The 21,660-nt window shown below is 65.3% G+C and carries 19 protein-coding genes and 1 tRNA gene; 8 read left to right on the top strand and 12 right to left on the bottom strand.

Going from position 1 to position 21,660, the window contains the following annotated elements:
- Positions 1 to 15: 15 nt before the first annotated feature.
- Positions 16 to 720 (bottom strand): haloacid dehalogenase type II, encoded by a 705-nt coding sequence (locus ASG39_RS02980; protein WP_062592632.1) that lies wholly within the window; start codon positions 718 to 720, stop codon positions 16 to 18.
- A gap of 91 nt (positions 721 to 811) precedes the next feature.
- Between ASG39_RS02980 and ASG39_RS02975 the strand changes: the two genes are divergently transcribed.
- Positions 812 to 1,669: a LysR family transcriptional regulator gene (locus tag ASG39_RS02975; protein ID WP_062592630.1), complete on the top strand. Its 858-nt coding sequence runs from the start codon at positions 812 to 814 to the stop codon at positions 1,667 to 1,669.
- 59 nt (positions 1,670 to 1,728) lie between these two features.
- On the opposite strand, the gene ASG39_RS02970 is transcribed toward ASG39_RS02975, so the two are convergent.
- The 3 genes from ASG39_RS02970 to ASG39_RS02960 are packed head-to-tail and all read right to left on the bottom strand — an operon-like array spanning position 1,729 to position 6,985.
- The gene (locus tag ASG39_RS02970) at positions 1,729 to 4,839 is read right to left on the bottom strand and encodes an efflux RND transporter permease subunit (RefSeq protein WP_062592628.1); all 3,111 of its coding nucleotides are present in this window, start codon (positions 4,837 to 4,839) and stop codon (positions 1,729 to 1,731) included.
- Positions 4,836 to 5,903, bottom strand: coding sequence for an efflux RND transporter periplasmic adaptor subunit (locus ASG39_RS02965; protein WP_062592626.1), 1,068 nt, complete (start codon positions 5,901 to 5,903; stop codon positions 4,836 to 4,838). Before ASG39_RS02965 ends, ASG39_RS02970 begins: the two co-directional genes overlap by 4 nt.
- Positions 5,900 to 6,985 carry an efflux RND transporter periplasmic adaptor subunit gene (locus ASG39_RS02960; protein ID WP_162242404.1) on the bottom strand — a complete coding sequence of 362 codons (1,086 nt, stop codon included), beginning with the start codon at positions 6,983 to 6,985 and terminating at the stop codon, positions 5,900 to 5,902. The genes ASG39_RS02965 and ASG39_RS02960 overlap by 4 nt, the downstream gene beginning before the upstream one ends.
- Positions 6,986 to 7,113: 128 nt before the next feature.
- On the opposite strand from ASG39_RS02960, the gene ASG39_RS02955 reads away from it, so the two are divergent.
- Both ASG39_RS02955 and ASG39_RS02950 read left to right on the top strand, forming a co-directional pair.
- Entirely contained in the window at positions 7,114 to 7,767 is a 654-nt protein-coding gene (locus tag ASG39_RS02955; protein ID WP_062592621.1) for a TetR/AcrR family transcriptional regulator, read from the top strand.
- 191 nt (positions 7,768 to 7,958) lie between these two features.
- Complete coding sequence (locus tag ASG39_RS02950) at positions 7,959 to 9,605, top strand: Na/Pi cotransporter family protein (protein WP_062592619.1); 1,647 nt, start codon at positions 7,959 to 7,961, stop codon at positions 9,603 to 9,605.
- A 59-nt stretch (positions 9,606 to 9,664) separates the two neighbouring features.
- Here ASG39_RS02950 and ASG39_RS02945 read toward each other — a convergent pair whose 3' ends face one another.
- A complete protein-coding gene (locus ASG39_RS02945; protein WP_062592616.1) occupies positions 9,665 to 10,894 on the bottom strand; it encodes an ROK family transcriptional regulator in 1,230 nt (409 codons plus the stop codon).
- A 222-nt stretch (positions 10,895 to 11,116) separates the two neighbouring features.
- On the opposite strand from ASG39_RS02945, the gene xylF reads away from it, so the two are divergent.
- The 3 genes from xylF to ASG39_RS02930 all read left to right on the top strand — a co-directional run bounded on the left by xylF (position 11,117) and on the right by ASG39_RS02930 (position 14,467).
- Positions 11,117 to 12,157: a D-xylose ABC transporter substrate-binding protein gene (gene xylF, locus ASG39_RS02940; protein ID WP_062592614.1), complete on the top strand. Its 1,041-nt coding sequence runs from the start codon at positions 11,117 to 11,119 to the stop codon at positions 12,155 to 12,157.
- 142 nt (positions 12,158 to 12,299) lie between these two features.
- Positions 12,300 to 13,613: a sugar ABC transporter permease gene (locus ASG39_RS02935; protein WP_062592612.1), complete on the top strand. Its 1,314-nt coding sequence runs from the start codon at positions 12,300 to 12,302 to the stop codon at positions 13,611 to 13,613.
- A gap of 98 nt (positions 13,614 to 13,711) precedes the next feature.
- Complete coding sequence (locus tag ASG39_RS02930) at positions 13,712 to 14,467, top strand: ATP-binding cassette domain-containing protein (RefSeq protein ID WP_062593376.1); 756 nt, start codon at positions 13,712 to 13,714, stop codon at positions 14,465 to 14,467.
- A 9-nt stretch (positions 14,468 to 14,476) separates the two neighbouring features.
- On the opposite strand, the gene ASG39_RS23605 is transcribed toward ASG39_RS02930, so the two are convergent.
- Entirely contained in the window at positions 14,477 to 14,653 is a 177-nt protein-coding gene (locus ASG39_RS23605; RefSeq protein ID WP_156467987.1) for a hypothetical protein, read from the bottom strand.
- On the opposite strand from ASG39_RS23605, the gene ASG39_RS02925 reads away from it, so the two are divergent.
- Positions 14,652 to 15,638 carry an aldo/keto reductase gene (locus ASG39_RS02925; RefSeq protein ID WP_062592610.1) on the top strand — a complete coding sequence of 329 codons (987 nt, stop codon included), beginning with the start codon at positions 14,652 to 14,654 and terminating at the stop codon, positions 15,636 to 15,638. The two genes, ASG39_RS23605 and ASG39_RS02925, sit on opposite strands and share 2 nt — an antisense overlap.
- Positions 15,639 to 15,719: 81 nt before the next feature.
- Here ASG39_RS02925 and ASG39_RS02920 read toward each other — a convergent pair whose 3' ends face one another.
- Entirely contained in the window at positions 15,720 to 16,655 is a 936-nt protein-coding gene (locus ASG39_RS02920) for a dihydrodipicolinate synthase family protein (RefSeq protein ID WP_062592608.1), read from the bottom strand.
- A gap of 175 nt (positions 16,656 to 16,830) precedes the next feature.
- Between ASG39_RS02920 and ASG39_RS23600 the strand changes: the two genes are divergently transcribed.
- Positions 16,831 to 16,989, top strand: coding sequence for a hypothetical protein (locus tag ASG39_RS23600; protein WP_156467986.1), 159 nt, complete (start codon positions 16,831 to 16,833; stop codon positions 16,987 to 16,989).
- Here the strand turns inward: ASG39_RS23600 and ASG39_RS02915 are convergent.
- The 5 genes from ASG39_RS02915 to ASG39_RS02895 all read right to left on the bottom strand — a co-directional run bounded on the left by ASG39_RS02915 (position 16,980) and on the right by ASG39_RS02895 (position 21,594).
- Positions 16,980 to 17,055, bottom strand: a tRNA-Lys gene (locus ASG39_RS02915). The two genes, ASG39_RS23600 and ASG39_RS02915, sit on opposite strands and share 10 nt — an antisense overlap.
- Before the next feature lie 134 nt (positions 17,056 to 17,189).
- Positions 17,190 to 18,077 (bottom strand): dihydrodipicolinate synthase family protein, encoded by an 888-nt coding sequence (locus tag ASG39_RS02910; protein WP_062592606.1) that lies wholly within the window; start codon positions 18,075 to 18,077, stop codon positions 17,190 to 17,192.
- 59 nt (positions 18,078 to 18,136) lie between these two features.
- Positions 18,137 to 19,753 carry an ABC transporter ATP-binding protein gene (locus ASG39_RS02905; protein ID WP_062592604.1) on the bottom strand — a complete coding sequence of 539 codons (1,617 nt, stop codon included), beginning with the start codon at positions 19,751 to 19,753 and terminating at the stop codon, positions 18,137 to 18,139.
- Entirely contained in the window at positions 19,746 to 20,669 is a 924-nt protein-coding gene (locus tag ASG39_RS02900; RefSeq protein ID WP_062592602.1) for an ABC transporter permease, read from the bottom strand. The genes ASG39_RS02905 and ASG39_RS02900 overlap by 8 nt, the downstream gene beginning before the upstream one ends.
- Before the next feature lie 10 nt (positions 20,670 to 20,679).
- Positions 20,680 to 21,594, bottom strand: coding sequence for an ABC transporter permease (locus tag ASG39_RS02895; protein ID WP_062592600.1), 915 nt, complete (start codon positions 21,592 to 21,594; stop codon positions 20,680 to 20,682).
- Positions 21,595 to 21,660 lie beyond the last annotated feature (66 nt).

Below are 21,660 nucleotides of genomic sequence, written 5' to 3'. Positions count from 1 at the left end.
TCGGCCTCCAAAGTCTCATGTCATCCATCCGGCCGCCCGGAGCAGGCCGGGCACGTGGTCGAGCGAGGGGACGCGCGCCTCCGGCCGGTAATCCGAAGGCGGCTTGCGACCCGTTCCACGGTCGATCCAGATCGTACGAAAGCCCAGATCGCGCGCCGCGACAAGGTCGAGATGCGGGCTCGCGCAGATATGCACCAGTGCGTCGCGCGAAATGCCGAGGCTGTCCCAGGCATGCTGAAAGATCTGCGCCGTCGGCTTGTAGGCGCCGGCCTGCTCGGCCGTGATCACCCGATCGATGACCCCTCCGAGCTGGGAGACGTTTCCGGCGATGATCGCATCGTCCGTGTTGGAGATGATCGCGAGCTTGAAGCCGGCCTCCTTGAGCCGGCGAAGCGTCTCGACCACCTCTGGAAAAGGCGGCATGCGGCCGATCGATCCGGTGAGGATCTCGGCATCCGCGGCATCGAAGCGGAGGCCGAACGCCGCCATCGTCTTTTCCAAGGCGAGCGCGCTGACCGCGCGGAACGATCGGTGCGGCCGCTCCGCTTCCAGCGCGTGCTCGTGACCGTCGAAGGTCGCAATGAAGGCTGCGGGATCGACGGTCGCAACCTCGTCCGACAGAATTGTCTCGATCGCCGCCATCAGCCCCTCGTCCCACTGGATCAAGGTGCCGTAGCAATCGAATGTCAGCCATTCCGGCCGTGGTCCGGATAATGTCATCCCGGGTCCTCCTTTGCGTTCCGGCTCATGTTGACAAAGATCGACGTCATCGGGAAATTAAATGTTCCGATAAACCGAATTGCGGAATCCAATGAGCTACCCGTTCGACCTCGACCTGCTGCGCACCTTTGTGGCCGTCATCGACAGTGGCGGTTTCACCCGCGCGGCCGAGCGCGTTTTCCTCACACAATCCACCGTCAGCCAGCAGATCAAGAAGCTGGAAACCGGCCTGTCCCAGACCCTCATCCTGCGCGACCGGTCGAGCGGGACGCTGCAGACGACGGAAGCCGGCGAGCTGCTCCTGAGCTATGCCCGCCGGTTGCTCGCCACGGCCGACGAGGCGACCGAGGTGATGCGCCGGCCCTCGGCGCCACGCACCGTACGGCTCGGCGTTCCCGAAGATTTCGCCGGTCGGCGGCTGATCGATCTGCTGTCGGGCTTCGCCGATGCCTCGCCGCATCTTCGCCTGGATACGACGAGCGGCTGGAGCACGGGCCTCGGGCGGCTTCTGGAGGCGGGCGAGATCGATCTGGCGCTCGTCAAGCGCGAGCCGAGTGTGGGCGCCTGTCTCGCGAGCTGGAAGGAGGACCTCGTCTGGATCGGCAGCGAGAACCGCGCCGTCGAGGACGACATCGTGCCCCTCGCCGTCTTCCCGGTCGGCTGCATCTATCGGGAGCGCGCCATGCGCGCTGTGGAACGCAGCGGTCGGCGCTGGCGGATCGCCTATACCAGCCAGGGCCTGATGGGCGTGCAGGCCGCCGTCGCTTCCGGCCTCGGCGTCAGCCTCGTGCCGGCCAATGCCGTCCTGCCGGATCATCGGCGGCTGACGCCGGCCGAAGGCTTCGAGCCGCAACCCGAAGCGGAACTCGCTTTGGTGAAGGGCCGTGCGACGCTCGGACCCGAAGCGCAGGACCTCGCCGACTTCATCACGCGCAACCTTTCGCTCTGACGAAAACGCCGCCCGTCGGGTGGAGGGGCGGCGCTGAAAGATTGGGGCGCGGAAGGCCTTCAGGTCTGGGTCTGGGCCTGGGCCTGGGGCTGGGGCGCCGGATGGACATCCGCCTTGGGCTCGGCCTCCGGCGTGTCCTCATGGATGCGGAACCAGGCGACGTAGAGCGCCGGCAGGAACAGCAGGGTGAGGATCGTGCCCACGATGATGCCGCCGATCATGGCATAGGCCATCGGCCCCCAGAAGATCTCACGCGCGATCGGGATGAGCGCAAGGCTGGCCGCGGCGGCCGTCAGCATGATCGGCCGCATGCGATGCTCGGTCGCCTCCACCACCGCCCGCCAGGGCGCAACCCCCTCCCGACGCAGCGTCTCGATCTGGTCGATCAGGATGACCGAGTTGCGGATCAGAATACCGATCAGCGCGAGGATGCCGAGAATGGCGACGAAGCCCATCGGCGCGCCGCTCGGCAGCAGGGCCGCGACAACGCCGATGATGGCGAGCGGGGCGACCGCGAAGACGAGGAAGAGGCGGCTGAAACTCTGCAGCTGGATCATCAGGATCGTCGCCATGACGAACAGCATCAGCGGCACGACGGCGGCGATCGGCCCCTGGGCCTTGCCGCTTTCCTCGACGGCACCGGCCACCGCGATCGCGTAGCCGGGCGGCAGTGTCGCCTCGAACGTCTTGACCGCCGGGGTAAGCTCGGCCACGGCGGTTGCCGGCTGCACCTTGTCGATCATGCCGGCCCGCACGGTGACCGTGGGAATGCGCGAGCGCGTCCAGATCAGCGGCTGCTCGACATCGTAGCGGAACGTGGCGACGGCTGCGAGCGGCACGGATCGCCCGTCGCCGACCGGAAGCTGCAGGTCGCGCAGCGTCTCGATCGAGCTGCGCTCGGCCTCGACCGCGCGTCCGACGATGTTGACGAGATAGATATCGTCGCGCACCTGCGTCGCTGTCGTGCCGCCGACGATGCCGTTGATGGTCGTCGCGATGGCCTGCGAGGTGATGCCGAGCTGGCGCGCCTTGTCCTGCTGGACGTCGATCTTGACCACGCGGGACGGCTCGTTCCAGTCGTAGGCCACGTCGCCGAGATGCTTGTTCCCGCCGACGATGTTGCCGAGATCGAGTGCGAGCTGCCGCACCGTCTGGATCTCCGGCCCGCTGACGCGATAGGCGACGGGGCGGCCGACCGGCGGACCGATGTCGAGCAGCTTCACATAGGCATCCGTGCCGATGAAGGTCTTCTTGAGATAGGCCTCCAGATCGCCCTTCAGCCGGTCGCGCGCCTCGATGCTCTTGCTGACGATGATCGTCTGCCCGAAGGCCGGGCTGTTCGGCTGGACGTCGAACGAGAGTACGAAGCGGACCGCGCCCTGCCCGACATAGCTTGACCAATGCTCGACGTCCGGATTGCCCTTCAGCTTTTCGTTCTCGAACTGGGCGATCTGGCGCTGCGTCTCGCGGATCGAGGCGCTCTGCGGCAGGTTCCAGTCGATGATCAGCTCGTTGCGGTCCGACGAGGGAAAGAACTGTTGCTGCACGAACTGCATGCCGTAAACGGAGCCTGCGAAGACGATCAGCGTGACGGCGATGGTCACCCAGCGAAAGCGCATGCAGATCAGCAGAAGGCGCGAAAAGATCCGGGCGACGATGCCCTTGGAGCCGTGATGCTGCTTCATCGTCTTCGGCAGCATCAGCACGCCGAGAAGCGGGGTGAAGAGCACGGCGACGATCCAGGAGAGGATCAGCGATGCGGCGATCACGATGAACAGGGTGAAGGTGAACTCGCCGGCCGCACTGTTGTTGAGGCCGACCGGAATGAAGCCGGCGACGGTCACCAGCGTGCCGGTCAGCATCGGGAACGCCGTGGACGTGTAGACATAGGTGGCGGCCTTGCGCAGGTCGTCGCCAGCCTCCAGTCGCGCCACCATCATTTCCACCGCGATCATCGCGTCATCCACCAGCAGGCCGAGCGCGATGATGAGCGCGCCGAGCGAGATGCGCTGCAACGAGATGCCGAGATATTCCATGATGACGAAGGTCATCGCGAGCACGAGCGGGATCGCCACCGCCACCACCAGCCCGGCCCGCAGGCCGAGGCTGACGAAGGAGACCGCGAGCACGATGGCGATGGCCTCGAACAGCGCGCGCGTGAAGCCCGACACCGCCTCGTCCACGATCTTCGGCTGGTCGGACACCAGATGCGCATCGATGCCGACCGGCAGCTTCTGCTCGATCGTGTCCATGCGTTCGGTCAGCGCCTCGCCGAAGGCGAGAAGGTTGGCGCCCTGCTTCATGTTGACGGCCAGCGCGATCGCCGGCTCGCCATTGTAGCGGAAGATCGTGCTTGGCGGATCGGCATAGCCCCGGCGGATCGAGGCGACGTCGCTCAAGCGGAAGAACTGGTCGTTGACGCGCAGATTGAGGTTGCGCAGGCTCTCCTCCGAGGAAAACTGGCCGGAAACGCGGACGCTGATGCGCTCGGGGCTATCCTGCATGACGCCGGAAGGCGCCACCGCATTCTGGGCCTGCAGCGTATCGACCACGCTCTGCTGGTCGAGCCCGAGGGCGGCAAGCTGCCGCGAGGAGAATTCGAGGAAGATCACCTCGTCCTGCGCCCCGATGATATCGACCTTGCCGGCATTGGGCACGGTCAGCACCTCGGCCCGCACGGCTTCCACCGTGTCGCGAAGCTCGCGCTGCGAAAAGCCGTCGGAGGTGAAGGCGTAGATATTGCCGTAGACGTCGCCGAAGCTGTCGTTGAAGAACGGCCCCTGAACGCCCGAGGGGAAACTGCCCTTGATATCGCTGACGAGATTGCGCACCCGCACCCAGGTCGGCGCGACCTGGGCTGCCGGCGTCGTTTCGCGCAGATAGACGAACACGGTCGTCTGCCCGGCCACCGTCTGGCTCTTGGTGTAGTCGAGCTGCGGCAGTTCCTCGAGCTTCTTCTCGATGCGCTCCGTCACCTGCTTGATCGTATCCTCCACCGTGGCGCCGGGCCACTGGGCGGTGATGATCATCGTCTTGATGGTGAAGGATGGGTCCTCCTCGCGTCCGAGATTGAGGTAGGACAGGAGGCCGGCCAGCGAGAAGACCAGCATGAAATACCAGAGAAGCGAGCGGTGCCCCAGTCCCCAGTCCGACAGGTTGAACGGCTTCATTTCAAATCTCCGGAAATGCGGATTTTCTGCCCGTCGGTCAGGCTGTTGACCCCGGCGACGACGACGCGGTCGCCGCGCTTGAGGCCGGACGAGATGGAGACGCGGCCACTGCCGGCGTCACCGGTCGTGACCTCGCGCATCGCGACGGCCTCGGTGCCCTCCGGGATGATCCAGACGAAGGTCTTGCCGTCGCGCGTGACGATGGCGGCCGCCGGCAGCAGCAGTTCGGACGGGCGCGTGTCCGGCAGCGTGACGGAAATGACGGAGCCGAGACGAAAGGCGGCAGGCGCCGCCTGCAGCGCGATGCGGATGCGTTGCGAGCGGGTGACCGGGTCGGCCGAAGGCTCGATCCGCCGCACACGGCCTTTGACGACCGTCGTCGGATCGGACTGGAGGACGACGCGGAAGGGATCGCCGATCTTGGCGCCGGACGCGGCCGACGACGGAAGATCGACCACCGCATCGCGAAGATCGGGCCGCGCCACCGTCACCACCGTCTGCCCGGCCGCAACCACCTGGCCGGGCTCGGCGGCCGTGCTGGTGACCACGCCGGTATAGTCGGCGGAGATTTTCGCGTAGCTCAGCCGCTCCTTCGCCTTGGCGAGGTTCGCCCGCGCCCGAACCTCGGCGGATTGCGCGGCCTGCGCCGCCTGCACGGCATCCTCGACGGCGGCCTGCGATACGACCGTTTTGGCAAAGAGGCCCTGCTGGCGCTGCTCGACCACGCGGGCGTTGTTGGCGGACGCCTGGGCGCTGACGAGCGACGCCTGCGCGGCCTGAACGTCCTGTTCGAGCGCCGTCGCTTCGAGCACGGCCAGCAGCGTTCCCCGCTCCACGGGATCGCCCACCTGGACATTGCGCGAGATCATGCGCCCGAGGATCTGAAAGCTGTAATTCGTGACGATCTGCGGCTCGACGGTGCCGGCAAAGGACAGAGGCGCGGAATTCGTCTCTTCCAGCACCAGCGACTTGACCGGCCGCGGCGGTGGCGGCGCCGTTTCGCCGTCGTCCGAGCAGGACGCGAGCATCAGGGCGAGCGGCAGGAGGATAAGGACGGGCTTCATGGGGCGTTCCCCTCGGCAAGAAGGACGGTCTGGCCCTGACGCAGGAGCTTGGTGCCATCGACGACGACCCGGTCGCCGGCCTTCAGCCCAGTCGCGATGATCATCGCGTCGGTCTGGTACTCGGCAACCGTCACCGGCCGAAGCGACACGGTGGTCTTGGCAGGGTCGAGGACCCACACGGCCGGCTTTCCGCCGGACGCGGCAAGCGCGCTCGGCGGCAGCGTGAAGGCTGGCGGGCCGGCGAGCGAGACCGTGCCCCGCACGACCGAGGCAAGCGTCATGGCAGCCGGCGGCCGGTCGAGCCCGACCTTGACCCGCACGGTTCCCGTCTGCCGATCGACCGTCGGCGCGATTTCGCGCACCGGTCCGCGCGCGGCGACGGAGGGGTCGGAGGCGAGGCTGACGGTCACCTCCGGCGGCTCGCCGCTCCGCAACAGGGACTCGTAGATATCGAAGACCGCATCGCGCGGTCCATCGACCGCAACCGAGAAGACGGCCTGCGCCGCCTGCACCGTCTCGCCGACATCCGCATTTCGCGCTGTCACGACCCCGTCCGCGTCGGCTGTGAGCTTCGTATAGGACAGCGTCTCCTCAGCATTGGAGAGCGCCGATTCCGCCGATTTGACCGAGGCGCGCGCGACCTTCAGGTTCTCTTCCGCCAGATCATAGGTCGTCTGCGCCGTGGAGTTCGCGCGGAGCAGCGTCTGCTGCCGGGTAAAGGCGGCCGTGGCATGCGACAGGTCCGCCGTGGCGGCTAACAGCGTCGCGCGGGCCGATTCGAGATCGGCTTGCTGCACCTCGTCGTCCATCTGGGCGAGCAGCTGTCCCCTGCGCACGGCATCGCCCACATCGACCAGACGCTCGATGATGCGTCCGCTGGTGCGGAAAGACAGATGGGTTTCCGTCCGCGCCGCGATCGAACCCGTCAGGCTGATCTCGGTCACGGAAGGCTTGGGGGCGACGGTCTCGACGCGGACGCGCGGCAGCGGCTTTGGCGGCGGCACCTCCTCGTCGGAACAGGCGGTCAGCGACGTCACCGCCAAAGTCGCAGCAAGCGCCATGCGGGCGAAGGAGAAGGTCATGATCGGATCCATATTGCCGTTCTGCCCGAGGAAGAGGCCGAGGAACAGGCCAATCGGACTTGACGAGAAACCCTGCGGTTTCCTATCAATAGAAAACCCATCGGTTTCCGTAAGTCAAGAGGGACCTCATGAGCTGCTTCGGAATCGGCAAGAAGAGAGGACCGGGCCGTCCCGCGACCTTGAGCGAGGAGGACCGCCGGGACCAGATCCTCGACGCGGCAGAACATTGTTTCGTGTCTCAAGGCTATCGCTCGACCCAGATGAACGATGTCGTCAAAGCCTGCGGCATGTCGAAGAAGACGGTGTATCGCAGCTTCGGGACGAAGGAAAACCTGTTCGTCGCCCTGATCGACCGCGTCATGCACGAGGACATCACGCTCGACATGCCCGAAGAGGATCAGGCGGCCGATGTCGTCATCGCCGATGTCCTGTCGCGCCTTTCGGCCTTCGTGCTCTCGGATCGCCAGGTGAGCATCGCCCGCCTCGTCATTTCGGAAAGCGCGCATGCGCCGGAGCTCGCCGGCGCCTTCCACGACAACGGCCTGCGCTGCTGCAAGGAAAAACTCACCGATATCATCGCGCGCCTGCAGGCGACGGGTCGCCTGAACGGCGACCGTCCGGCGGACCTTGCAAGCCTCCTTGTCGGCGCCGTGATCGGCGAATCGCTGGTGACCGCGCTGATCAGGCGGCCGCAACCGATGACGGACCGGGAACGCGAGGGCCGCATCGAACACCTGCTCGCGCTCGTCCGGCCCGCCCTGATGCCCGATAGGGCACCTTGAACGGTCGGGAAACCGCGTCTCCGCCCCTTCGATCGAGGGAGAGCGACGGCCGACGTCGCAGGAACGCCGTGAAAAACGTGCCCAAGCTGCTACTTTCGGCCGTATCGTTGCCCCTCTTCGTCTCGCGTCCTATGCTCCGACATGTGTGCAGGCGAAGCCCCTTCTGCACGACATGCCGGGAATGAAGACGGATGCAATCCACCATCGTCATGATCAACCTGTTCGGCGCGATCGCGCTCCTTCTCTTCGGCCTGTCGCTGGTGAAGGACGGGGTCTCGCGGGCCTTCGGCGCCCGGCTGCGCACGGGCCTGGCGACGGGCACGAAGCATGGCTGGCGGGCTTTCCTCTCGGGTTTCGTCGCGACCGTCGCATTGCAGAGTTCGACCGCCACGGCCCTCATGGTGTCGTCTTTCGTGGAACGTCGCATGGTCAAGCAGCGGCTCGCCCAGATCGTGCTTCTCGGCGCCAATATCGGCACCGCCGTCACCGCCTGGATCGTGTCCACCGGCATCGAATGGCTGTCGCCGCTGCTGATTCTCTCCGGCACCGTGCTGTATCGCGGCAAGCACAGCGGACGGCAGGGTGGCGGCACCGCGCTGATCGGCATCGGCCTCATGCTGCTGTCGCTGCATCTCCTCAGCCTGGCGACGGAGCCGATGCGCACCTCGCCCGCGCTGGCCGCCTTCATTGCGCTGCTCGACGGCGCCTGGCTGGTCGCGCTCGTTTTCAGCGCCGTGCTCGCCTTCGTCTCGTCCTCGAGCCTTGCGATCGTCGTCCTCATCCTGTCGCTCGCCTCGACCGGCATCCTCTCGCCCGGCCTGATCGTCGTGCTCGTGCTCGGCGCCAATCTCGGCGGCGCCATCCCGCCCTTCGTCGCCACGCTCAACGGACCACCGGCCGCGCGCCGGGTGACGCTCGGAAATCTGATCGTGCGCACCTGCGGCTGTCTCATTGCCCTGCCGCTCGCCGGCATCGGCGCCGATCTCCTGCGGCAATTGCCGCTGCCGCCGGAAAAGCTGCCGGTGGACGCCCATCTGATCTTCAACATCCTTTTGGCAGCTGCCGCCTGGCCCTTTGCCCGCAGCCTCTCGATCCTGATGATGCGCCTGGTGCCGGACCAGCCCGAGCGCGAAAACGCACCGAAGTTCCTCGACGACCACGAACTGTCCACGCCCGTCGTCGCCCTTACCAGCGCCACGCGCGAGGTGCTCGGCGTCGGAGATCTCATCGAGCGCATGCTCATCCTCGCATCGGACGCCTTCCGCACGAAGGACATCGCGCCGCTGCGGCAGATCCCGGCGCTGGAGCACAGCGTCGACATCCTCCAGCAGGAGGTGAAGATCTATCTCTCCAAGCTCGGCCGGAAGGGTCTGGACGAGGAGAACGGCCGGCGCTCCATCGTCATCATCGACTATGCGATCAATCTCGAACATGTCGGCGATATCATCGAGAAGGGATTGCTCGATCAGGTGACGAAGACGGTCACGCTCGGGCTCAAATTCTCCGACGAGGGTTTCAAGGAGTTGCAGACCCTGTTCGACATGACGATCGACAACCTGCGCATCGCCCAGACGATCTTCGTCACCCGCGATATCGACCTAGCCCGCCAGCTGATGGAGGTGAAGGTCGAGGTGCGCAATCTCGAGAAGCAATCGGCGGAGCGGCATTTCCAGCGCCTGCGCGACGGCCATGCCGACAGCCTGCAGACCAGTTCGCTGCATCTCGACATGCTGCGCGACCTCAAGCGCATCAATGCCCACATCGTCTCCGTCGCCCATCCGATCATGGATGCAAGCGGCCTCCTGCGCGAAAGCCGGCTGAAGACGCTCGGGGTCTGAACATCGTCACGAACGGACGCAAACCGCTTTTCACGAAGAGGCCCCAAGAAAACGCCGCTTCAGGCCGACCGCTTTTCGGAGGGGGAAAGCCGGGCTTCGGCGATGGCCTGGTCGATGCCGGTCAGGGCCCAGTCGAGATGTCCCTCGAACACGAGGCGCTGCTCGTCCGGGTGCACGGCGATCTCCGGCCGGCCCTTCAGCCGCACCTCGTGCGAGGCGGAAAGCCCCTCCTCGATCCCCGGCGACAGAAGATCGAAATAGCGCGTTCCCGGACCGGTGAACACGACCGGCAGGCGACCGTGGAAACTCATCAGCCGTGACAGGCCGTTGCCGAGCGCGAGCCCCGCCTGCCGGAAGGCATAGCCCGCCATCCGGTTTCCCGCACGCGCCGTCTGCGCGATCTTGTCCATCTCCGGCAGCGGCACGAATTTCGCCGGAATCGTATCCGCCGGCACCTGAAAGGCCGTGCGCAGGATGCCGTAGAACCCGGCGGTCGCCTCGATGCATCCCTGCCCGCCGCAGCGACAGAGACCGCCGCCCGGTGCGTGCAGCATGTGCCCGAAATTCGGCGCGCTCGCTTCCACCTCGTCGTGCTGCCGCCGCCGGGCGATGCCGAGCCCGATGCTGTGGCCGAGCGAGACGACCGCGAGGGCGTGGCCCTCCGTTGCGGGCTTCAAGGCAATGCCGAGCGCCTGCGCCACCAGCAGCGTCTCGTTGCTGAGGGTCACCACGGCACGCCAGTCGGGGGACAGGAGCGCGGCAAAATCGATCTCCTGCCCGCCCAGGAGCGGCGACCAGAGAAGGCGGTGCCCATCGGCATCGACCGTGCCCTTGCTGCTGATCGAAATCGCCATGACCGCGTCGCGTGCAAGCCGCGACCGCTCGGCGAGCCGGGCCAGCGCCTCGCGAAATTGCGGCGCGAACCGCGACGTGCTCTGCTCGTCATGCCGCCGCGCCTCGTCGAACCGGTCGATCAGGCGACCCGCATAATCGACCAGCGAATATTGAACCGCATCCGAGGAAATCTGCGCGGTGATGAGGTAGCCGCAATCGCGTCTCTGCGAAAACAGAACCCGCGGTCGTCCCCGCCCTGCCCCCGGCTGCTGCTCGCTGCGCTCCAGCACACCTGCCTTTTCCAGCTCCATGGTGATCGCCGAGACCGTGGCCGACGACAGGCCGGTTCGTGTCGCGAGGTCCGTATGCGCCTGCGGTCCATGGCGTCTGAGCGCAGAGAGAACGAGCAGGATATTCTGCTGTCTCATCTGCTCGGAGCCAGCCTTGATGAGCATGCGAAGCTGACCTCCCCTGGGGCCATAAGCGCGGGAACCCGCACGAAAACGATGTCGAAATCCGAAACAGGAGGACGTGTTGACAGCCTCAAATTTCTCTGACATCTATTTTCTCGACTGTCGAGAAAAAACTCTCAGGAGGAGAGATCGGCAGGTTTTCGGGCTGGGCGGGGGTCGTGCGGGAGGTTCGCGCGAACGGTCAGCCGCGTTTGGGAGGTTTTGATGAAATCCGTTCTGAAACTCATGGCCGGCGTCGCCGTCATCGTATCCCTGCACACGGCCGTGCAGGCCAAGGACCTCGTCGTCGGCGTGTCCTGGTCGAACTTCCAGGAAGAGCGCTGGAAGACGGACGAGGCCGCCATCAAGGCAGCGCTCGAAGCATCCGGCGACAAGTACATCTCGGCCGACGCCCAGTCGTCCGCCGCCAAGCAGCTGACCGATGTGGAGTCGCTGATCTCGCAGGGCGCCAACGCCCTGATCGTGCTCGCCCAGGACAGCGAGGCCATCGGCCCGGCGATCGAAAAGGCCGCTGCGGAAGGCATTCCGGTCGTCGGCTACGACCGCCTGATCGAAAACCCTGCCGCCTTCTACATCACCTTCGACAACAAGGAAGTCGGCCGCATGCAGGCCCGCGAAGTGTTCAAGGCGAAGCCGGAAGGCAACTACGTCTTCATCAAGGGCTCCTCGTCCGACCCGAATGCCGACTTCCTCTTCTCCGGTCAGGTCGAAGTGCTGAAGGAAGCTATGGACGCCGGCAAGATCAAGAATGTCGGCGAAGCCTATACCGACGGCTGGAAGCCGGAACTGGCCCAGAAGAACATGGAACAGTTCCTGACCGCCGCCGACAACAAGGTCGATGCCGTGGTCGCCTCCAATGACGGCACGGCCGGCGGCGCGATCGCAGCGCTCGACGCGCAGGGGCTCGCAGGCTCGGTTCCGGTCTCCGGCCAGGATGCCGACAAGGCAGCCCTGAACCGCGTGGCGCTCGGCACGCAGACCGTATCGGTCTGGAAGGACAGCCGCGTCCTCGGCAAGCGCGCCGCGGAAATCGCCGTCGACCTGGCCAACGGCAAGAAGATGGACCAGATCGCCGACGTCCAGACCTTCGAAGGCGGCCCGAAGAAGGTGGCCATGAAGTCGGTCTTCCTGTCTCCCATGCCGATCACCAAGGACAATCTGAACGCCGTGATCGACGCCAAGTGGATCAGCAAGGAAGAAGCCTGCCAGGGCGTGAAGGCCGGCTCGGTCGCCGCCTGCAACTGATAGGCCTATCGACGTGAAACGGGGCGGACGGGGCATCGAGCATGCCGCGTCCGCCCCGATCGCGCACGGCAGGGGGCATGGCGAAGGGCACTGCCAGCCAGACGACATGCCTGCCCGGCTCATGAGGGAGAATGACGAGGCCATGGCCGAAACCACCAATACGATACCCTTCAACACTGCGCGGACGGCGACCGAGAACCCGGTGCGTCGCTTCTTTCGCGCCACCGAGATCGACACGCGCCTGCTCGGCATGATCGGCGCGCTGCTGATCATCTGGATCGGCTTTCACCTGCTGACGGGCGGCCTGTTCCTGACACCGCGCAACCTCTGGAACCTCACGGTCCAGACCTCCTCCGTCGCTGTCATGGCGACCGGCATGGTGCTGATCATCGTCACCCGCAACATCGATCTCTCCGTCGGCTCCGTACTCGGCTTCTGCGGGATGGTCATGGGCGTCATGCAGGCGCAGATCCTGCCGCAATATCTCGGGCTCGACAGCTCTCTCATCTGGATCGTCACGCTTGCCTGCGGCGTGGTCGTCGGCGGCCTCATCGGCGCGCTGCACGGCGTCATCATCGCCTTTCTCGGCGTGCCCTCCTTCATCGTGACGCTGGGCGGCCTGCTGGTCTGGCGCGGCGCCACATGGTTCGTCACCTCGGGCCAGACGGTCGCCCCGATGAACGCCACCTTCCGCCTCATGGGCGGCGGCACGGAAGGCTCCATCGGCGCCACCGCCAGCTGGGTCGTCGGGCTCATCGCCTGCCTTGCCATCGTCGGTGCCATCCTCAACGCCCGCAAGCAGCGCAAGCGCTTCGGCTTCCCGCGTCGCCCGGTCTGGGCCGAATACGTGCTGGCCACCCTCTCCTGTGCCATCGTCATCGGCGCGGTCCTCGTCGCCAACAGCTATTACTGGCCGATCAACATCGCGACGCGCTATGCCGAGGCCAACGCCATTCCGGTGCCGGAAGGCGGACTGAAGATCGCGCACGGCATCGCCGTTCCCGTCCTCATCGCCATTGCCGTCGGCATCGTGATGACCTTCATTTCCACCCGCCTGCGCTTCGGCCGCTATGTCTTCGCCATCGGCGGAAACCAGGAAGCGGCGGAACTGGCAGGCATCAAGACCCGCTGGGTCACGGTGCGCATCTTCGCGCTGATGGGCATCCTCTGCGCCATCGCCGCCGCCATCTCCACCGCCCGCCTCAACGCCGCCACCAATGCGCAGGGCGAACTCGACGAACTCTACACGATCGCCGCAGCGGTCATCGGCGGCACATCGCTTGCCGGCGGCGTCGGCACCATTGCCGGCGCCATGCTGGGCGCCTTCGTCATGCAGTCCCTGCAGTCGGGCATGGTGCTTCTCGGCATCGACAGCCCGCTCCAGCGCATCGTCGTCGGCTTCGTGCTGGTCGTCGCCGTCTGGCTCGACACCGTCTATCGCGCGCGCGCCAAGTAAGGAGGCCGATCATGACCACAACAACACCCCAAGGCATCCCGGCAACCGCCGCCGGCGGCAGCGCCGCGACGACACCATCCGGCACGCCTCTGGTCGAGATGAAGAATGTCTCGATCTCGTTCGGCGGCATCCACGCCGTCGACAATGCCTCGATCGATCTCTACCCCGGCGAGGTGGTGGCGCTTCTCGGTCATAACGGGGCGGGAAAATCGACGCTGATCAAGATCCTCTCCGGCGCCTACAAGCGCGATGCCGGCGACATCCTGATCAATGGCGAGCCTGCCGACATTTCCAACCCGCGCGACGCCAAGAAATACGGCATCGAGACGATCTACCAGACGCTGGCCGTCGCGGACAATGTCGATGCGGCCGCAAACCTCTATCTCGGCCGCGAACTGCGCACACCGTGGGGCACGCTGGACGACGTCGCCATGGAGGCGAAAGCCCGCGAGGTGATGGGACGGCTGAACCCGAACTTCCGCCGCTTCAAGGAGCCGGTGAAGGCGCTCTCGGGCGGGCAGCGGCAATCCGTGGCGATCGCCCGCGCGATCCTGTTCGACGCCCGCATCCTCATCATGGACGAGCCGACGGCGGCCCTCGGGCCGCAGGAGACCGCACAGGTGGGCGACCTCATCCGCCAGTTGAAACGCGAGGGGATCGGCATCTTCCTGATCAGCCACGACATTCACGACGTCTTCGATCTCGCCGACCGGGTCTCCGTCATGAAGAACGGCCAGGTCGTCGGCCACGCCCGCACCGAGGACGTGACCAAGGACGAGGTGCTCGGCATGATCATTCTCGGCAAGGTTCCGCCGAAGGCCATCCCCGGTCCCGGCGCCATGCAGACGGCCTGAGACGCCTCCTCACGCATCATCGAGCCGGGCATGTCCGCAATGCCCGGCTTTGTTTTTCGGAACCAACACCGCGAGCATGGCTTTGCTTGCCATGGCCCTATCCTTCGGCCATAGCCTTCGACCGGAAGGCGCTCTGAGGCCCGACATCCGGGTCGCCGAGGAGACTTCGACAAGGGAGATCACCATGAAAAACCATTCCTTCGGCAGACTGCCGTTCACCGTGTCCAATGTCGGCTTCGGCGCCTGGCAGATCGGCGGCTCCTGGGGCGATGTCAGCGAGGCCGATGGACGCGATGCGCTGAACGCAGCGCTCGATGCCGGCATCACCTTCATTGACACCGCCGACGTCTATGGCGACGGCCGCTCGGAAAAGATCATCGCCGACGTGCTGAAAACCCGCGGGGACACGCGCCCGATGGTGGCCACCAAGGCCGGCCGCCGGCTGAACCCGCATGTGGCCGACGGCTACACCAAGGCCAATCTGGAAAGCTTCATCGACCGAAGCCTGTCCAATCTCGGCGTCGACGTGCTCGACCTCGTGCAGCTGCACTGCCCGCCGACCGAGGTCCTCTATCGTCCGGACGTGTTCGAAGGCCTCGACGAACTGCAGTCCGCAGGCAAGATCCGGGGCTATGGCGTCTCGGTGGAGAAGGTCGAGGAGGCCTTGAAGGCGATCGCGTTTCCGGGCGTCGTGAGCATCCAGATCATCTACAACCTCTTCCGCCAGCGCCCCGACCACCTGTTCTTTGCGGAGGCCCGCCGCAAGAACATCGCCGTTATCGCCCGCGTGCCGCTCGCAAGCGGCCTCCTGTCCGGCAAGATCACGGCGGACACGCATTTTGCCAGCGACGACCACCGCAACTTCAACCGCAACGGCGATGCTTTCGACGTCGGCGAAACCTTTGCCGGCGTTCCCTTCGAGGTCGGCCTGCAGGCTGTCGAAGAGGTGCGCAAGCTGGTGCCGCAGGGCGCGACCATGGCCGCCTTCGCGCTCCGCTGGATCCTGATGAGCGATGCCGTCACCGTCGTCATTCCCGGTGCCCGCAATGCCGAACAGGCCCGTGCCAATGCGGCCGCCGCGGATCTCGCCCCCCTTTCGGACGACGTGATGGCAGCATCGCGCGAGATCTACACGAGCCTGATCGCGCCGCACGTCCATCAGAAATGGTAGTCTGAAACGCCCCGTTCGAAAAACAAAGAGCCCATGCCGCAGAACGCGGCATGGGCTCTTTCATGGCGGACCATCGTCGTCTTATGCGGGGTAGCGCGACGCGTACCAGGCCTTGAACAGCGTGTACTGGTTTTCGATATGCCGGCGCTGCGAGGCGCTCAGCGTGTCGCCTTCGTTGAAGTGCAGCTCGTATTCCGCGTCGCCGTTCAGCACCATCAGATACTTGTAGTGGAGAACGAGGTCCGGACCCTCGTCATAGGTCGAGAGCACCCAGAGCGCCTCTTCCAGTTCCTTGGCGTCCCGGCGCGCCTCGGCGTTGCCCTTTGCCGCCTTTTCGCAGAGGGCGACGAGGTGCAGCACTTCCTTGGGAAGCGCGTTGCCGATGCCGGTGATCGCGCCGCCCGCGCCGCAATTGACGAAGCCGTGATAGACGCCGGTATCGACGCCGACCATCAGAATGAGATCGTCATCGCCCGTGGTGATGTTTTCGGCCGCATAGGTCATGTCGGCTTTGCCGCCGAATTCCTTGAAGCCGACCAGATTCGAGAAGCTGGCGCGCAGCGCGAAGAAGAGATCGGCGCGCGTGGCAAAACCGTAATAGGGGCTGTTGTAGATGACGGCCGGCAGACCGTCGGCCGCCGTGAGCACGGCGGAGAAGTGATCCTTCTGGGCGGCGAGCGACGAGCCGCGCGACAGGAGCCGCGGAATGACCATGAGGCCCTTGGCACCCACCTTCGCCGCGTGCGCCGCATGGCCTGCAGCCGAAGCCGTGCTGACCGCGCCCGTACCCACGATGACCGGAACACCGGCCTTGACCAGTCGGCGAACGCCTTCCTGGCGCTGCTCGTCGGTCAGGAGCGGCCAGTCGCCCATCGATCCGCAGTAGACGACGGCGGACATGCCGAGGTCGATCAGCTCGCGCCCCTTGCGCACCAGCGCATCGAAATCCGGCGTGCGGTCGGGACGGCAGGGGGTCATCAAAGCGGGAATGCAGCCGGCAAAAACGGGCTCGGTCATCTCATCTCTCCAAGAAAAGCGCGAACCGAAACGATGTGCCACCGCTCGCCCGCTGTCCGGAATGGCTCTAGCAAATCGGCGCATCTCTGTCGACAAAATAAATACAGAAGATTTTCCCACACAGATCTGCGCTCCGACTGGGCACGGCTGTCAGAAGCAGAGGATCCTGCGACGGATGGAAAATGCGGTCGCGCGGGATCGTCTTGCGAGAAAAGATCGCAACAGTCAGGCGGTCAAGGCGGCGGAAAAAACGTCGGTCATCGCTCAGCCCGACCGCGCCCGAGGCGCTGTCGAAGACGAGAAAACGATGATCTTAGAAAGATTTGGTGGGTGATGTAGGGTTCGAACCTACGACCCGCTGATTAAGAGTCAGCTGCTCTACCAACTGAGCTAATCACCCATCCCGCACCGCATGTTGCGGTGCCGCACTGCATCGCTGCGGTGTGACCGGGCGTATAAAGGCCTTCGCCCGGCTTGTCCAGCGACCATGGGCATCTTTTTGCCGATGCCCATGGGTTTTCTTGTGAGGTCCCCTCAGGCGGCCATCAGGCCGTAGCGCTTGAGGATGACGGCGATCTTTTCGTCCTGCTCGCGGTCGGGAAGCAAGGCCGGCTGACGGCTGGCGCCAACCGAGGGATCGGTGAGGTAGAGCGCCCGCTTGACCAGCGCCGGCGGGAAACCCAGCGCGTAGAGATCGGTGCGGAAGGCCGTATAGATCGTCTGCTGGCGTTCCGCCTCGGCGATATCGCCGGCGTTGAAGGCATCCAGAATGCCGGAGAGCACCGCGGGCATGGCGTTTCCGAGGCCGGAAATGCAGCCCGCAGCACCGTTCTGCAACGACCAGAGCACGAGATGGTCCGGGCCGGAATAGACCTCGAAGCCTTCCAAGCTCTTGCCGACGGCGAGATAGGCCTCCAGCGTCTCCTTGGCGCCGCCCGAATCCTTGATCCCGGCGATGTTGCCATGCGCGGCCAGGGCCCGGGCCGTCTCCGGCTCGATATGGTTCTGCGTCCGGGCGGGAATGTCGTAGAGATAGACCGGCGTCTGCACGGCGTCCGCAACCGTCGAGAAATGGCGGATCAGGCCATCCTGCGTGCAGGCGATGAAGAAGGGCGTGATGACGGCGATGCCGGTGACGCCGATCCGGTCGAAGGCGCGGGCGAGCTTCAGCGTCTCGAAGGTCGCCGGCATGCCGGCATTGACGATGACGTCGACCTTGCCGTCGACCTCGTCCACCACCTCTTCCGTCAGCCGCACCTTCTCGTCATAGGTCAGCGCCGAAAAATCGCCATTGGTGCCGGCGCACATGATGTTGTTGCCGGCTGCAACCTGCCGGCGGACCTGCGCGCGCGTCGCTGCATAGTTGATCGTTTCATCATCGTTGAAACAGGTGACGAGCGCGACGAAAGCTTTCTTGGACATGATATTCTCCTGAATTCTCGAATGTTGCCGCAAGGGCCTCCTACCCGAGGCCCCAGGCCTCAGGCCCGCTGCAGGCGGGCGGCGCGATGGGCGGCCTGGACATCCGGATCGGGGTTGAGACCGGCTGCCAGCAAAGACTGCGTATAGGCCTCGCGCGGGGTCTCGAACACCTCGCGAACGGTGCCGAGCTCGACCACCTTGCCGTTCTGCATCACCATGACATGGTCGGCGAAGTCGCGAACGACGGGCAGGTCGTGCGCGATGAAGATGAAGGCGATGCCCATGGTCTTGCGCAGATTGTCGAGCAGCGCGATGACCTGTGCCTGCACCGAGACGTCGAGCGCGGAAACCGCCTCGTCGCAGATGATCAGCTTCGGCTCCAGCGCCAGCGCACGGGCGATCGCGATACGCTGCCGCTGCCCGCCGGAAAACTGGTGCGGATAGCGCCCCATATGCTCCGGCCCGAGACCCACCTGCACCAGGAGTTCCGCCACCCGGGCACGCCATTTTGCCTTCGGCAGGATATCCGGATGGATGACCCACGCCTCGGAGACGAGCTGGTAGACCGTCATGCGCGGGTTCAGCGATTGCGTCGGGTCCTGAAAGACCATCTGAAGATCGCGGCGCAGCTTGTAGAGCTCGGCGGCCCCCATCTGGAACAGGTCCCTGCCCTTCCAGAGCGCCGTGCCGCCGGTCGGCTCGTCGAGCCGCAGGAGGATGCGTGCGAGCGTCGATTTGCCCGATCCGCTCTCCCCGACCACGGCCAGCGTTTCGCCCGGCATCAGGTCGAACGAGACGCCTTTCAGCGCATCGAAGGCGCCATAGGTCTTGCGCGCGTCGCGCACCGACAGCACAGGCTCGATGCGCGGCAGCGGCGCATGCATCTCGCCCTTGCCGGGGGCGGCGGCGATCAGCTTGCGGGTATAGGGATGCTGCGGATTGCGATAGACCTCGCGCACCGTGCCGCTTTCCACAAGCTGGCCCTTCTCCATCACGACCACGCGGTCCGCCACCTCGGCAACGACGCCGAGATCGTGCGTGATGATGAGAATGGCCATGCCGGTTTCCTGCTGCAGTTCTTCGAGCAGAGCCAGCACCTCCGCCTGCACGGTCACGTCCAGCGCCGTCGTCGGCTCGTCGGCGATCAGCAGGTCGGGCCGCAGCGCGAGCGCCATGGCGATCATGACGCGCTGGCGCTGACCGCCGGAGAATTCGTGCGGATATTTGCCGAGCGAATGCTCCGGATCGGGAATGCCGACGCGTCCCATCAATCGCAGGGCTTCGGCCTGGGCGGTCGCGCCATCCGTCCCATGCGTCGTCAGCGCCTCGCGGATCTGCCATCCCACGGTATAGACCGGATTGAGGTGGCTCAGCGGGTCCTGGAAGATCATGGCGATGCGGCGTCCATTGACCTCGCGCCGAGCGTGCGCCGGCATGGTCAGGAGATCGACGCCGTCAAGCAGGATCTGCCCGCCGCTGATCCGGCCCGGCGGCATGTCGATCAGGTTCATGATCGCCGAGGACGACACCGACTTGCCCGAGCCGCTCTCGCCGAGAATGGCCAGCGTTTCCCCACGGTCGAGATGATACGAGATATCGCGGACCGCCTTCACCACACCGAGGGCGGTGTGGAATTCGACGGACAGGTTGCGGACTTCAAGGAGATGGTCAGCCATTCTTGCGACCCTTCATTTCGAGGCGCCAGCGCTGCACGGGATCGAGCGCGATCCGCATCCAGTTGGACAAAAGGTTCAGCGACATGGTCGTGAGGATAATCGCAAGCCCCGGCCAGAACGACAGCCACCAGGCGTTCTGCAGATACTGGCGACCCTGCGCGATCATCAGGCCCCAGGTGATCTCCGGCGGCTGGATGCCGATGCCGAGAAAGGACAAGGCGCTCTCCGCCAGCATGACATAGGCAAAGTCGAGCGTTGCCAGCGTGGTCAGCGTCGGCAGCACGACGGGCAGGATATGGCGGAACAGGATGCGCTTGCTGGACGCGCCCATCACCCGTGCCGCCTGCACGAACATGCGCTCGCGGATTTCCAGAACCTCCGCCCGCGTGGTGCGCAGGTAGACGGGGATGCGGGTGATGGCGAGGACCAGCATGAGATTGAGGATCGAGGCGCCGAGGACGTACAGCACGATGACCGCGATCAGCAGCGACGGGAACGACATGATGACATCGGCAAGCCGCATGATGAACTGGTTGACGCGGGGCGAGGAGAAACCGGCGATGAGACCAAGCAGCGTGCCGGTGATCGAGGAGATGGCGACCGCCCCGGCCGCCACCATCAGCGTATTCTGCGTCGCCACCACGATGCGAGCGAGCAGCGGCCGGCCGAGCGCATCGGCGCCCATCCACCACACCCAGCCGCGGCTCCAGTCGAACGGCGCGGCATTGCGGCCGCGCAGGTTCTGCTTGGTCGCGAGATCTCCCATCCAGTGCGGACCGATGATGGCCAGCAACAGGATGACGAGGAGGAAGATGGCGGCGCAAAGCGCGAACTTGTCGGCCCACAGCATGCGGCCCATGCGCTTGAGAAAGGAAGGCTCTTCCAGGAGCGGCGCGTCGATGGTCTGGAGTGTCATGGTCTGCGCCTCAATGCCGGATGCGCGGATCGAGCAGCGCGTAAGCGAGGTCGATCAACAGGTTCATGAGGAAGATCGCGAGCGCGGTCACGAGGATCGCAGCGAGCACGACGTTGAAGTCCCGCTGCAGGATGCTGTCGATCATCAGCTTGCCGACCCCGGGAAAGCCGAAGATCGTCTCGACGATCACCGCGCCGTTCAAGAGGCTCGCCGCCTGATCGCCGATGACCGTGATGATCGGCAGCATGGCGTTGCGCAGCGCGTGGATGAAGATGATCGGGCCCGACTTCACGCCCTTGGCCCGCGCCGTCTTGACATAGGCGGACGACAGCGCGCCGATCATCGAGCCACGCACGATCTGCACGATGATGCCGAAAGGGCGCACGAACAGCACGCAGATCGGCAGGATCCAGTGCCAGATCGAGCCGGTGCCCGACGTCGGCAGCCAGGCGAGATTGACCGAGAAGACGACGATGGCGACGATCGCCAGCCAGAAATCCGGCACCGACGCGCCGATGAGAGAGACGACCGAGGAGAACCGGTCGAAAAAACCGCCCGCCCGGAACGCGGCAAGCGAGCCGACGAGGATGGCCGCGCCGGTGACGAGAGTCATGGTGATGGTGGCCAGCCACAGCGTCCAGACGAAGGCTTCGAGCACAACGTCGAGTGCGGGGCGCGCCTTGCGCAGCGATTCGCCGAAATCGCCGGTGACGACATCGCCGACATAGTTGGCAAACTGCACCAGCAGGGGATCGTTGAGGCCATGCAGCTCGCGGAATTGCTGCTTCAGCTCGGCGGATGCTTCGACGGGGAGAAAGAGGGCCGCGGGATCGCCTGTCAGGCGCGACAGGAAGAACACCATCACGATCAATCCGACGAGGGAGATCAGGCTGGCGACGGCGCGTTTTCGAATGAAGCTGAGCATGGCATCCTCGCCAGTAAGTCCTGCGGCAAGGGCGGCGGGATCATCCCGCCGCCGCCGCAACCTCGG

The organism is Rhizobium sp. Leaf371, assembly GCF_001424045.1.
Taxonomy (GTDB): domain Bacteria; phylum Pseudomonadota; class Alphaproteobacteria; order Rhizobiales; family Rhizobiaceae; genus Ferranicluibacter.
This window is presented reverse-complemented; position numbering and strand designations above follow the sequence as displayed.

Excerpts from the sequence above, each read along its gene's own strand:
- ASG39_RS02970 (WP_062592628.1), bottom strand. The coding sequence starts at position 4,839 with ATGAAGCCGTTCAACCTGTCGGACTGGGGACTGGGGCACCGCTCGCTT.
- ASG39_RS02950 (WP_062592619.1), top strand. The coding sequence starts at position 7,959 with ATGCAATCCACCATCGTCATGATCAACCTGTTCGGCGCGATCGCGCTC.
- ASG39_RS02895 (WP_062592600.1), bottom strand. The coding sequence starts at position 21,594 with ATGCTCAGCTTCATTCGAAAACGCGCCGTCGCCAGCCTGATCTCCCTC.
- ASG39_RS02960 (WP_162242404.1), bottom strand. The coding sequence starts at position 6,985 with ATGACCTTCTCCTTCGCCCGCATGGCGCTTGCTGCGACTTTGGCGGTG.
- ASG39_RS23605 (WP_156467987.1), bottom strand. The coding sequence starts at position 14,653 with ATGGTGATCTCCCTTGTCGAAGTCTCCTCGGCGACCCGGATGTCGGGC.
- ASG39_RS02980 (WP_062592632.1), bottom strand. The coding sequence starts at position 720 with ATGACATTATCCGGACCACGGCCGGAATGGCTGACATTCGATTGCTAC.
- ASG39_RS02900 (WP_062592602.1), bottom strand. The coding sequence starts at position 20,669 with ATGACACTCCAGACCATCGACGCGCCGCTCCTGGAAGAGCCTTCCTTT.
- ASG39_RS02935 (WP_062592612.1), top strand. The coding sequence starts at position 12,300 with ATGGCCGAAACCACCAATACGATACCCTTCAACACTGCGCGGACGGCG.
- ASG39_RS02930 (WP_062593376.1), top strand. The coding sequence starts at position 13,712 with ATGAAGAATGTCTCGATCTCGTTCGGCGGCATCCACGCCGTCGACAAT.
- ASG39_RS02955 (WP_062592621.1), top strand. The coding sequence starts at position 7,114 with ATGAGCTGCTTCGGAATCGGCAAGAAGAGAGGACCGGGCCGTCCCGCG.
- ASG39_RS23600 (WP_156467986.1), top strand. The coding sequence starts at position 16,831 with ATGGAAAATGCGGTCGCGCGGGATCGTCTTGCGAGAAAAGATCGCAAC.
- ASG39_RS02905 (WP_062592604.1), bottom strand. The coding sequence starts at position 19,753 with ATGGCTGACCATCTCCTTGAAGTCCGCAACCTGTCCGTCGAATTCCAC.
- ASG39_RS02965 (WP_062592626.1), bottom strand. The coding sequence starts at position 5,903 with ATGAAGCCCGTCCTTATCCTCCTGCCGCTCGCCCTGATGCTCGCGTCC.
- ASG39_RS02920 (WP_062592608.1), bottom strand. The coding sequence starts at position 16,655 with ATGACCGAGCCCGTTTTTGCCGGCTGCATTCCCGCTTTGATGACCCCC.
- xylF (WP_062592614.1), top strand. The coding sequence starts at position 11,117 with ATGAAATCCGTTCTGAAACTCATGGCCGGCGTCGCCGTCATCGTATCC.
- ASG39_RS02910 (WP_062592606.1), bottom strand. The coding sequence starts at position 18,077 with ATGTCCAAGAAAGCTTTCGTCGCGCTCGTCACCTGTTTCAACGATGAT.
- ASG39_RS02925 (WP_062592610.1), top strand. The coding sequence starts at position 14,652 with ATGAAAAACCATTCCTTCGGCAGACTGCCGTTCACCGTGTCCAATGTC.
- ASG39_RS02975 (WP_062592630.1), top strand. The coding sequence starts at position 812 with ATGAGCTACCCGTTCGACCTCGACCTGCTGCGCACCTTTGTGGCCGTC.
- ASG39_RS02945 (WP_062592616.1), bottom strand. The coding sequence starts at position 10,894 with ATGCTCATCAAGGCTGGCTCCGAGCAGATGAGACAGCAGAATATCCTG.